Raw genomic sequence first — 10,483 nt, 5'->3', positions numbered from 1 at the left:
GCTCGGTGCGCTCGGAACCGCCACCGTGCACGAGGCAATGGGTCGTGTCGGTCTGCTGAAGCCTTATATGCGTCCGATCTATGCCGGCGCGCGCGCCCACGGCACGGCCGTCACGGTGCTGCTGCAGCCGGGCGACAACTGGATGCTGCACGTCGCGGCGGAACAGATCCAGCCGGGCGATATCGTCATCGCCGGAGTCACGGCGGACTGCACGGACGGCTATTTCGGCGACCTGCTGGCGACGAGCTTCAAGGCGCGCGGCGCGCAGGGTCTCATCATCGACGCCGGTGTACGCGACGTGAGCGTGCTGGCGGAGATGAAATTCCCCGTGTGGAGCAAGGCGATCTCGGCCAAAGGGACGGTCAAGGCGACGCTCGGTTCGGTGAACATTCCGGTGGTATGCGCCGGGGCGCTGGTGAATCCGGGCGATGTCGTCGTCGCGGATGAAGACGGTGTGGTGGTGGTCCCCGCGGCGTCGGCGCGGAAGGTGCTCGACAAGGCCGCGGCGCGCGAAGCCAACGAAGGCGGGAAGCGTGCGAAGCTGGCTTCGGGTGTGCTCGGCCTCGATATGTACAGCATGCGCGAGCCGCTAAAACAGGCCGGGCTGCGTTACATCGATTGAGAGGCAGAGAAACCATGAGTGAGCAGCTCACTGGCATCTCGTCGATGGCCACGCGCCAGGTGCTCGCCGAGGCGGTCCAGGACTATGAGCGACTAACGGGGCAGCCTGTGGTCGTCAGGTCTGTTGGCGGTGTCGATGCCGCACGTCGCGTCGAGAACGGCGACGGGTTCGACTTTGTCGTACTCGCTGCCGATATGATCGATCAGCTGGAGGCTGCCGGCCATGTCGTTTCGGGCAGCCGGGTCGACGTGGCCCGTTCGGGCGTGGCGATCGCGGTGGCAAGTGGCGCACCGCGGCCCGATGTCGGCACTGAAGCCGCACTGCGAGAAACGATTCTGGCGGCGCGCAGTATCGGCTATTCAACGGGCCCGAGCGGTTCGAACCTGAGCCGTTTGTTCGAGCGCTGGGGCATTGCCGACGCGCTCGCATCGCGGATCGTACAGGCCCCGCCCGGTGTTCCGGTCGGCGCACTGGTTGCACGCGGGGACGTCGAGTTGGGTTTTCAGCAGTTGAGCGAATTAATGCACTTGCCGGGAATCGATGTCATCGGCCCTATGCCTGCGGAAGCTCAGATCGTGACCGTCTTTTCAGCCGGCATATGTACGGCATCCGCGAAGAAACATGTCGCGAAGGCGTTCCTTTCTTTTCTGGCTTCGTCACAATGCGATCAAGCCAAGCTGAGTCAGGGAATGGAGCCTGCTTAAAACCTGAAGAACTCACCGCTCCTTCTTTTGCGCCTGCGCAGCGACCATCCAGCAGACCACTGCACCCGCAGCCCAGCCGCATGCGAACATCAGTTCGAGGTCGAACAGGCTTTGGAAATTCTCCGCGTTTTCGTAGCTGCATGTTCGATGAGTTCGAAACTGGATACAGCCGGATTGAGCGTACTGGAAAACGACAAATAATTTATACAGACCGAACATCGTGAATGCCAGCGCAAGAAGCGCCAGTTTCGTTGGTTTTTTCATCGCATGGTCCGTTGGTTCAGTCTGACAGGATACCAATTGTCGGCGAGACACACGCGCTGATTTTCCTCATTCGACATGTCGCGGGAAATCGTAGAGAATCGGTTGGCATATCCCGCTGCGGATTGGCGCACTTGCGACTTTCCTTCCACGCGTCTTCAAACGACACAAGGAGCCAGCATGCCCAAGGTCGATCTCGCCACTGTGCCCGCACTGAATGGCTCGGGTTATCCGCCGCCATTCGACGCGCCTTGTGCTGCACGTACGCGCAAGCGTCTGGGCGAGGCGGGTGGGCTTCGCGATTTCGGCGTCAATCTCATGACCTTGCCGCCCGGCGGTTGGTCCAGCCAGCGTCACTGGCACAGCCACGAGGACGAGTTCGTTTATGTGCTCGAGGGCGAAGTGACGCTTATCGAAGACGACGGCGAGACGCTACTGCGCGCGGGTGATTGTGCGACGTTTGCGCGAGGGACCGGCAACGGCCATCATCTGATCAACCATTCCTCCGCGATGGCGGTTTATCTGGAGGTGGGCTCGCGTAATCCGGATGACCTCACCACCTGCTCCGATATCGACATGATGAGCGCCAACGCCGATGGCCGGTTCGTGCATAAGGACGGCACGCCGTATCTCGAGTCATAGAGGGCGAACCACGTGTTGTCCGCGTTCGTTACGGCGGATCGTTGGTCCCGCTTGACTCACACACGATCTCAGTGCTTATATTCCAGACGATTGCCGTAGGTGATCGAATGCCAATGCCGTACGGTCACGGCGTGCTTTTCTGAGCGCTCATTAAGCGGTGCAGTCGCTACCTCCCATTGTGGCCGTATAAAAGGAGACCAGAATCGATGAATAAAGATCCAATAGACGCATCGGAACGTATTGACGAGCTGATCGCCGGACTAACGGACTGGCGTGGCAAAACGTTCGCGAGTGTCCGCAAGGTCATCCTTGAGTCCGACCCGGAGATAATCGAGGAATGGAAGTGGATGGGAAGCCCGGTGTGGTCTCGCGACGGCATGATCGCGGTCGCCAACGCGCACAAAGGGAAGGTGAAGGTTACCTTTGCGCACGGGGAGGGCATCGCGGATCCTGACAAGCTCTTCAATGCGGGTCTCGAAGGCAACGCGCGACGAGCGATCGATTTTTTGGAAGGCGATAAGGTCAAGGCGCGCGCGCTAAAAAATCTCGTCCGCGCCGCTATTGAGTATAACCAGACTCATTTGAAGAAGAACAAAGCACCCGCGAGTACGCGGGCGAAAGTAACCAGGAGTAAAGCGACGTGACGGTAAGGCCGTCGGTTACCTGGAGTGGAAAGACATAGCGCAGGTCTGTGCGGGCGTGACTGCGGTGGCCACCTTCAGCATTCAGCGTTGCATAGATCGCATAAAGTGGCCCCTTCACACTGGACTCCCCCAAATAGACCCGTTAGTCTAAGAACATTGCACGATGCAGTCTCGCGATGCTGTTCCTAACCGATAACGTGGGAGCCGAAACATGGAAGTGAGCACAGAAGCGCTTGTTGACATGCTGCGAGAGGTCGAAGCCGACGACCCGATCGACTACGCCGACCTTCCTTTCGGAGAGCAGGAACTCAGGCGTCTGGTGATGACCTCTCTGGTCGAGCGCCACCACCAGGTCGAGGCCGGCAACATGTCGGTGTCGGACATCCATGCGCTGTACCTCCTGAGCACCGCCAAGCTGGTTCTCGAAAACACAGTGCTTCACGCCAGGCTGCTTCTGCTTCAGGGGCAGCAGATCGATGTGCAGTCTCTGCTGGCGCCATTCACGCTCAAGGGCAAATCATAGGCCGGGCAAGGAAGGCTCCTAACCACAGGGCGAACCACGTCATCAAACAAGCGTGGTTCGCTAGCGTGAAGGCTGATCGACCCGAGCCGGGACGTTCAAGGCTAAGGGCGCGCGGCTGTATCAAAGAACTCCAGCCAACGGGTCACCAGACCGTCTTTGACTGTGAAGATATGCACCCATTCTGATTCGAACGATTTGCCTGTCGCCTTGATGGTCGACGCGACAAAGCCGAGTACGATAATGTGCTCGCCCGCATCGATGAATTCACGAGGCTCGAGGCGGGTAATTTCCTCAGCCGAAAAGAGGTCATCGAAATATTGCTGCACGTCCGCGCGCGTGCGACATTGGGTGGCATACGGGAGACTGGCGGGCCCCACCACTCGCCAGTCAATGTCACCGGGAATCAGCGCCAGCAGCGCGTCAATATCGCCCCGGCCAAAGGCGGCGTATGCGTCTTTGACGACCTGCATCGCGTTGCTCATGTCAATCTCCCGGGCGACAGCCAGCGTGAACGTAGAGAAGCACGCAGACACGGACGGACGCGTCGCTCCGCTATCGACAGTAACTGCGTCCTATCATAGAACCCGTTCGGTCGAAATACACGCTGCAGCGCGGTTCGTTCGGCCGGCGCGCGGAGACAAAACGCCGCTCCGCCGCCAGTCGCTCAGTTCTGAAAGTAATTCAGGCCAAGCGCAGCTTTCACCTCGGATACCGTCGCACCCGCCACTTCCCGCGCGCGCATCGTCCCGCGGCGCAGGACGTTCAGCACCTCCGCGCGATCGGCTTCGAACTCGCGGCGGCGCTCCCGGATGGGGGCGATCATCGACTGCAGTCGTTCGTTGAGCACACGCTTGACCACGCTGTCGCCAAGGCCGCCGCGGCGGTAGTGCGCTTTGAGTTCGTCGACCATCGGGACGTCCGGCTCGAACGCGTCGAGGAACGCGAACACAACATTGCCTTCCACCTGGCCCGGATCATTGACGCGCAGATGGTTAGGGTCGGTGTACATGTTGTTCACGGCCTTGGTGATTTCGTCCGGCGTCGCGCCCAGTGTGATTGCGTTCCCCAGCGACTTGCTCATCTTGGCTTTGCCGTCGATGCCTGGCAGCCGCGCAACGTGCGAGAGCACGGCTTCGCATTCGACCAGCACCTGTTGATCGACCGTGTTGTTGAAACGGCGCACCAGTTCGTTGGTTTGTTCGATCATCGGCAACTGGTCGTCACCGACAGGTACGCGCGTCGCCTTGAACGCGGTGATGTCGGCGGCTTGGCTGACCGGGTACGTCAGAAAGCCGGCGGGGATATCCCGCTCGAAACCGCGCAGCACGATTTCCGCCTTGATGGTCGGATTGCGCTCGAGGCGCGCGACCGTCACGAGATTAAGCAGGTACTGGGACAGTTCCGCCAGCTCGGGCACCTGCGACTGAATGACGATGGTCGACTTCGCCGGGTCGATGCCGACCGCGAGATAGTCGAGCGCCACCTCGATGACGTTTTCCGTGACTTTCTGGTGCCGGCCGACGTTGTCGGTCATGGCCTGCGCGTCGGCAAGCAGGAGGAACTGCTGTGCTTCGTGCTGAAGCTGCACGCGCGAGCGCAACGAGCCGATGTAGTGGCCAAGGTGCAGCGGGCCGGTCGTGCGGTCGCCGGTGAGGATAATAGGCTGGGTCGTGAGCGGTTTTGCGTCTGTCATGGTCTGGGGTTGTGCGTTTGTCGATACCACCAGCCGTCAGCGCACACAAACAAAAATGCCGCCAGGACTGGCGGCATCACGTTTCGATGGTCGAGTGGAAACGGGCCGCCTAAGTCAGGCGCGCCACCAACAAATCAGCGTGATCGGCTTCGTATCCATTAGCAGAGTATAACGCGGCGGATCGCCATGGCGTCAACGGCGGGCCGGAAAGTGCGCCGCGACGGCCGCTTCCGTTGTTGCGGACCAGTCACGCCGACGCGCCGTGCAAACCGCCATGCAACCATGACACACCGCCGCCTACGCCGCCGAAAAAACGACCGCTGCGGCGTCCTCGACCTGCGTGAAAGTGCGTACAAAGCGATAGGCCTGGCCGCCGATCTCCATCTCGTTGACGCCCGAGCGGGTCAGTTCCAGCATCTCATTGGCGAGCGGGATGGCAATCGTGCCGAGCTTCTTCATTTCCTCGATCAGACCGGCCGGGTCGCCCAGGTAGACGGTGCAAACGTCGGTCGTGTGGCGCGTCATGACCACGCTCGACGCCTTGTCGAGCGAGAGTTCGAGATACTCGACCAATGTCTGCAGCGACTCTGGCACGGGCCCGTGAGAGCCGTTCATCGATGTATTTGCGACTGTCATTCTGGAGTCCCCCATCGCGCCGATCTGCGGGTAGGCCGCTGGAGATCAGCGGTGCATCCACTATACGGCATCGTACATCGATCCTCGACTCGCGAGGCTCCCGGGGGGCGGCGGTGGCCAATCAGAGAACACCCAGCACCGACTTCGGCTCCAGAAACGCTTCCAGACCGAACGTACCGTATTCACGCCCAATCCCGGATTGCTTGAAGCCGCCGAACGGCGCAGCCGGCTCATGCGCCAGTGTGTTGACAAGGACGCGTCCCGCATCGATCCGCGACGCGACCTCATGCGCGCGTTGCCTGTCCCGCGACAACACATAGGCCTGCAAGCCGTAGCTGGTATCGTTAGCGATCGCGATTGCCTCTTCGGTGTCGCGATAGCCGATGATCGACAGCACCGGGCCGAAAATCTCCTCACGCGCAATCGTCATGTCGTTCGTGACATCGCTGAAAACGGTCGGGCGCACGAACCAACCTGCGTTCACGCCATCCGGCCGTCCCTGGCCGCCCGCGATCAGGCGCGCGCCTTCCTCTATGCCGATGCCGATATAACGCTGCACGCGTTCCCACTGCTTCTGGCTGACCATCGGGCCGACCGTCGTTTGCGGATCGCGCGGATCGCCTGACTGGCTGCGCGCGACCTCTTCCTGCACGCGCGTTTCGAACTCCGCGAGCCGTTGTCGCGGCACCAGAATGCGAGTGCCCGCGATGCACGCCTGACCGCTATTCATGAAGCCGGCCTGAATGGCGAGCGGCACCGCTTCGTCGAAGTCCGCGTCGTCGAGCACGATCACGGGCGACTTGCCGCCGAGTTCGAGCGTCACGCGCTTGAGCGTGTCGGATGCCGTGCGCAGAATCGTTTTGCCGACCGCCGTGGAACCGGTGAACGACAGCTTCGCGACATCGGGATGCGAACTGATCTCCGCGCCTACGATGTCGCCGCGCCCCGTCACGATGTTGAACACGCCCGCGGGCAGGCCCGCTTCGTGCAGCGCCTCGGTCACGATGCGCGTCTGGATCGCGCTCATCTCGCTCGGCTTGATAACGGCCGTGCAGCCCGCAGCGAGAGCGGCGGCGAGCTTGCCGCAGATGAAGCCTGCATCGCTATTCCACGGTGTGATCAGACCCGCGACGCCCAACGGTTGCATCACGACCTCCGCGCTGCCCGCGCGGCGCGTGAATGCGTAGTCCTGCAAGACCTTCGCCGCTTCGAGCAGGACGCTGCTCGCATGCTGCGCCATCCAGCGGCCACGCGACACCGGCGCGCCATATTCTTCGGTGATCGCCTCGTAAAGCTCGTCTTCTTTTGCCACGACGGCTTCATGCATGCGCTTTAGCATGTCGATGCGTTCACGCAGGCTGGCGCGCGAGAAGGCGGGAAACGCGCGTTTCGCGGCGGCGATGGCGTCGCGTGCGTCTTGCGCGTCGGCGAGGCGCACCTGGCCGATCAGCTGCTCCGTCACCGGATTGAAGAGATCGAACATTTCGCTGCCGTGCGGCGTGACGAACGCGCCGTCGATATAAATCTTGTCGATGATTTGCATGCTTGCTCCAAAGAAGGCTTCGAACGAATCACGATAGACCGCCGGCATTGCGCTGACTAGCCGTACAATCAAGCACGTCACGTTGAGCGATTTGGGACAATGAAAACTTCGGGTTTGGGTGAGCTGGAGGCCATTCTGGCCGTCGCGCGCCATCGCAGCTTTCGGGCGGCGGCGACCGAGCTCGGCGTGTCGACCTCCGCGCTCAGTCACTCGGTTGCGGCGCTCGAAGCGCGCATCGGCGTACGGCTCTTCAATCGCACGACGCGCAGCGTGTCGCTGTCGGAAGCGGGCGCGCAATTCGTCGACAGCGTGGCGCCCGCGCTCTCGACGATCCGCGTCGCGATCGAGCAGGCCGGCAGCTTTCGCGACACGTTGTCGGGCACGCTGCGCATCAATGCGTCGGTGGGCGCGGCGAGGCAAGCCATGCCGCTGTTCATCGCGTTTCTGGCGCGCTATCCCGACATGAAACTCGATCTCGTGACCGAGGGCAGGCTGATCGACATCGTCGTCGAAGGTTTCGATGCGGGTATCCGTCTGGCAGAAACGGTGCCGCAGGACATGATCGCGGTGCCGTTCGGCGCTAAGCAACGCTTCGCCGTCGTTGGCAGTCCCGTTTATTTCGCGCAGCACAAAGCGCCGCGCGTGCCCGCCGACCTGCTCGCGCACCGCTGCATCCGCACGCGCATGCCGAGCGGCGCGATCTACCATTGGGAATTCGAGCGCCGCGGCGAGACGGTGCGTATCGACGGAAAAGGCGCGCTGACGCTCGACGAACCGGGTCTGATGCTGGACGCGGCGCGCGCCGGCCTCGGCGTGACCTATCTGACCGAATGGAATGTCGCCGCGGATCTGCAGGCGGGCACGCTGGTGCGCGTGCTGGAAGACTGGACTCCGCCGCTGGACGGCCTGTGTTTGTACTATCCCGGCCGTCGTCACGTGCCTGCCGGGTTACGGGCGCTGATCGATATGATCCGCGAGCACGCCGATGTTCAGCGCGAAGAGGCGCGGACCAAGCGCAGGCCGCGTGGCGCACGGTAAATCTCATCGAGTTCGGCCGCCATTGCCGTTCTGCGTGAATACGTCGAAAAGTGCCTGACCTTGGCGCATGCGCTGTTAAACGCGCGCACAGATGACCACGCCATACGTAATTTTTTCCTCATGGACGGAGACGGCGTGTTTCCTCAGTCGAATTAACCCGATCCTCAATGTTTACGTAATAATCGCCATACGCGCGGGTTTCGATTCATCAACCATCAAAAATGCGTAGGTCATGGCTTTCAGCGAACCAAGGTCTCCATTTTTTAAGTGGGTCGTCTCTTCCTCTCAGGATCTGAGCGCGGACAATCGGCAGATATTGCTTGCCAATCTGTTCACGCGGACCGCGTCGATCGTATTCGCGTCGATTTGCGAAATCAGCGTCTGCGCCACCGCTTATTACCTTTATCCCAAGGCCCTTTACGCGAGTTGGGGCTGCGCCGTTATTGCATTGCTGATCGCGCGGCTCGCATTAATCTGGTTGTGCTGCTCGCGCAGCGCCAACGGTCAGCCGACACCGACCTCCGCGTTTCTGTTCGCAAGCCTGCTCTGGAGCGCGCTGTTCGGGTACGGCACCTTGCTGTGCAACATTAGCGGAGACCAAACACTCTTCCTGCTCGGCAACGTCTGCGCAGTGGGCGTGATCGGCGGATTGGCCGGACGTAACGCGGGCACGCCGCGGCTCGTACTGCTGCAAATTACCTTCATTCTTGGGCTATTGGCTTTCGGTGCGGCGCTGTCCCCAGGGTCCGGCAAACTTGTGCTGCTTTTCCAGGCGCCGTTCTGCGCTGCCGGCTTCTTTACGGTTGCGCTGCGCAGCAATCGCGACACAGTCGCGTTGCTTCTGGCGCGGGAAAACAGCCACCGGCTCGCGCATCACGACAGCCTCACCGGTTTGCCCAATCGCGCGCGAATCAGTGAACTGCTGCTCGAGCGCACGGAGATGGGCGCGCTACGCAACGATAAATCGTTCGCTGTTCTACTGATCGACCTGGACGGTTTCAAGGCCATCAATGACAGCCTGGGCCATGCCGCCGGAGATCAGATTCTTCAGGAAGCGGCAATCCGCTTGCGTGAGGTGTTGCCGAGCGGCGATCTCGTCGGACGTCTGGCCGGCGACGAGTTCGTGGCGCTTTCCGATGGTACGGGGCAGGCGCGCGACGTCCGCAATCTGGCGGACCGCATCGTGAAGACGCTGGCGCGCCCGTTCGCGCTGCGCGAGGCGCTGGTGCACATCGGCGCGAGCGTGGGCGTCTCGCTCTATCCCGAACACGCGAGGACCGGCCCGCAACTGCTGATTTGTGCCGATCGCGCCTTGTATGCCGTGAAACGCAGCGGCAAAAGCGCATACGCTATTTTCGATGCTGCGAAACACGCGTCGGATGAAAGCCTGAGCCTTCTGCGCAGCGACCTCGAAGGCGCGTTGCACTCGTTCAGCGGTTTGCGCATGGAGTACCAGCCCATCATCGATCTCAGCAGCGGTGCGGTGTCCGGCCGCGAGGCGCTGATGCGCTGGACCCATCCCACGCGCGGCGAGCTTTCCCCTTCCGCCTTCATTCCTACCGCCGAACGTACGGGCCTCATTCTGTTGTTGGGCGAATGGGCTTTACTGCAATCGTGCCAGGAGGCGGTGACCTGGCGCGACAGGGTAACCGTCGCCGTGAATGTGTCGCCGGTGCAATTGCGGGAGGAGTCGTTTGCGTCGGTCGTTGCGGGAATTCTTCGCAAGACGAAGCTTCCGCCGCAGCGCCTGAATATCGAGGTCACCGAAACGGTGCTGCTGAACGACGATGTCGTGACCCGGCGCAACGTCGGGAGGCTGCGCGCGTTGGGCATCGGTCTCGCGCTCGACGATTTCGGCACCGGCTTCTCGACGATGTCGACGCTCGTGCGCTTTTCGTTCGACAAGCTCAAGATCGATAGTTCGTTCGTCAAGGAGTCCGTGCATCGTCGGGAATCGGCGGCAGTGGTGCGTGGCATCGTGGCGTTGGCGCGGGAAATCGGCATGCCGACTACGGCGGAAGGCATCGAGACGCAAGAGCAACTGGATTTCGTGCGCGTATGCGGATGCACGCATGCTCAAGGCTTTCTGCTCGGCAAGCCAGTGCAGGGGCACGAGATTGCGCGCATCGAAGAAAAGGTTGCCGCGCATTCCGCGGATAAGGACTGAGCGTTCATCA

The 10,483-nt window shown here is 61.5% G+C and carries 12 protein-coding genes; 7 read left to right on the top strand and 5 right to left on the bottom strand.

Annotation, left to right across the window (positions count from 1 at the left end):
- Both ligK and P0D96_RS16715 read left to right on the top strand, forming a co-directional pair.
- A partial coding sequence (ligK, locus tag P0D96_RS16720) for a 4-carboxy-4-hydroxy-2-oxoadipate aldolase/oxaloacetate decarboxylase (RefSeq protein ID WP_408314372.1) occupies positions 1-622 on the top strand: 622 nt, incomplete at its 5' end.
- Positions 623-666: 44 nt separating this feature from the next.
- Positions 667-1,326 (top strand): substrate-binding domain-containing protein, encoded by a 660-nt coding sequence (locus tag P0D96_RS16715; RefSeq protein ID WP_408314382.1) that lies wholly within the window; start codon positions 667-669, stop codon positions 1,324-1,326.
- A 12-nt stretch (positions 1,327-1,338) separates the two neighbouring features.
- Here the strand turns inward: P0D96_RS16715 and P0D96_RS16710 are convergent, their stop codons facing one another.
- Positions 1,339-1,590 (bottom strand): hypothetical protein, encoded by a 252-nt coding sequence (locus P0D96_RS16710; RefSeq protein ID WP_408291780.1) that lies wholly within the window; start codon positions 1,588-1,590, stop codon positions 1,339-1,341.
- A 177-nt stretch (positions 1,591-1,767) separates the two neighbouring features.
- Here P0D96_RS16710 and P0D96_RS16705 point away from each other — a divergent pair, with 177 nt between their 5' ends.
- The 3 genes from P0D96_RS16705 (at position 1,768) to P0D96_RS16695 (ending at position 3,396) form a co-directional block, all read left to right on the top strand.
- On the top strand, positions 1,768-2,229 hold the full coding sequence (locus tag P0D96_RS16705) for a cupin domain-containing protein (protein WP_408177333.1): 462 nt from the start codon (positions 1,768-1,770) through the stop codon (positions 2,227-2,229).
- 206 nt (positions 2,230-2,435) lie between these two features.
- Positions 2,436-2,873, top strand: coding sequence for a DUF1801 domain-containing protein (locus tag P0D96_RS16700; protein ID WP_408314370.1), 438 nt, complete (start codon positions 2,436-2,438; stop codon positions 2,871-2,873).
- 211 nt (positions 2,874-3,084) lie between these two features.
- Positions 3,085-3,396 carry a hypothetical protein gene (locus P0D96_RS16695; protein ID WP_132378986.1) on the top strand — a complete coding sequence of 104 codons (312 nt, stop codon included), beginning with the start codon at positions 3,085-3,087 and terminating at the stop codon, positions 3,394-3,396.
- Between the two features lie 101 nt (positions 3,397-3,497).
- Here the strand turns inward: P0D96_RS16695 and P0D96_RS16690 are convergent, their stop codons facing one another.
- From P0D96_RS16690 to P0D96_RS16675, 4 genes are all read right to left on the bottom strand, one after another.
- Positions 3,498-3,878, bottom strand: a complete 381-nt coding sequence (locus tag P0D96_RS16690) for a nuclear transport factor 2 family protein (RefSeq protein WP_408291775.1) — start codon at positions 3,876-3,878, stop codon at positions 3,498-3,500.
- Positions 3,879-4,060: 182 nt separating this feature from the next.
- Positions 4,061-5,089, bottom strand: coding sequence for a tryptophan--tRNA ligase (gene trpS / locus P0D96_RS16685; protein ID WP_408291773.1), 1,029 nt, complete (start codon positions 5,087-5,089; stop codon positions 4,061-4,063).
- A 297-nt stretch (positions 5,090-5,386) separates the two neighbouring features.
- Entirely contained in the window at positions 5,387-5,725 is a 339-nt protein-coding gene (locus P0D96_RS16680; protein ID WP_408177328.1) for a hypothetical protein, read from the bottom strand.
- Between the two features lie 121 nt (positions 5,726-5,846).
- On the bottom strand, positions 5,847-7,268 hold the full coding sequence (locus P0D96_RS16675; RefSeq protein ID WP_408314368.1) for an aldehyde dehydrogenase family protein: 1,422 nt from the start codon (positions 7,266-7,268) through the stop codon (positions 5,847-5,849).
- 99 nt (positions 7,269-7,367) lie between these two features.
- Between P0D96_RS16675 and P0D96_RS16670 the strand changes: the two genes are divergently transcribed.
- Both P0D96_RS16670 and P0D96_RS16665 read left to right on the top strand, forming a co-directional pair.
- Positions 7,368-8,306 (top strand): LysR family transcriptional regulator, encoded by a 939-nt coding sequence (locus P0D96_RS16670; RefSeq protein WP_408314366.1) that lies wholly within the window; start codon positions 7,368-7,370, stop codon positions 8,304-8,306.
- 232 nt (positions 8,307-8,538) lie between these two features.
- Entirely contained in the window at positions 8,539-10,473 is a 1,935-nt protein-coding gene (locus P0D96_RS16665; protein WP_408177325.1) for a putative bifunctional diguanylate cyclase/phosphodiesterase, read from the top strand.
- Positions 10,474-10,483 lie beyond the last annotated feature (10 nt).

Origin of the sequence: Paraburkholderia sp. RL17-347-BIC-D (assembly GCF_046027915.1) — a bacterium.
Taxonomy (GTDB): Bacteria; Pseudomonadota; Gammaproteobacteria; order Burkholderiales; family Burkholderiaceae; genus Paraburkholderia.
Note: the sequence above shows the minus strand (reverse complement) of the source record. Positions and strands in the feature narration are given on the sequence as shown.

Coding starts and splice junctions, on each gene's coding strand:
- P0D96_RS16715 (WP_408314382.1), top strand. CDS start 667: ATGGCCACGCGCCAGGTGCTCGCCGAGGCGGTCCAGGACTATGAGCGA.
- P0D96_RS16670 (WP_408314366.1), top strand. CDS start 7,368: ATGAAAACTTCGGGTTTGGGTGAGCTGGAGGCCATTCTGGCCGTCGCG.
- P0D96_RS16665 (WP_408177325.1), top strand. CDS start 8,539: ATGGCTTTCAGCGAACCAAGGTCTCCATTTTTTAAGTGGGTCGTCTCT.
- P0D96_RS16705 (WP_408177333.1), top strand. CDS start 1,768: ATGCCCAAGGTCGATCTCGCCACTGTGCCCGCACTGAATGGCTCGGGT.
- P0D96_RS16675 (WP_408314368.1), bottom strand. CDS start 7,268: ATGCAAATCATCGACAAGATTTATATCGACGGCGCGTTCGTCACGCCG.
- P0D96_RS16695 (WP_132378986.1), top strand. CDS start 3,085: ATGGAAGTGAGCACAGAAGCGCTTGTTGACATGCTGCGAGAGGTCGAA.
- P0D96_RS16710 (WP_408291780.1), bottom strand. CDS start 1,590: ATGAAAAAACCAACGAAACTGGCGCTTCTTGCGCTGGCATTCACGATG.
- P0D96_RS16700 (WP_408314370.1), top strand. CDS start 2,436: ATGAATAAAGATCCAATAGACGCATCGGAACGTATTGACGAGCTGATC.
- P0D96_RS16680 (WP_408177328.1), bottom strand. CDS start 5,725: ATGACAGTCGCAAATACATCGATGAACGGCTCTCACGGGCCCGTGCCA.
- trpS (WP_408291773.1), bottom strand. CDS start 5,089: ATGACAGACGCAAAACCGCTCACGACCCAGCCTATTATCCTCACCGGC.
- P0D96_RS16690 (WP_408291775.1), bottom strand. CDS start 3,878: ATGAGCAACGCGATGCAGGTCGTCAAAGACGCATACGCCGCCTTTGGC.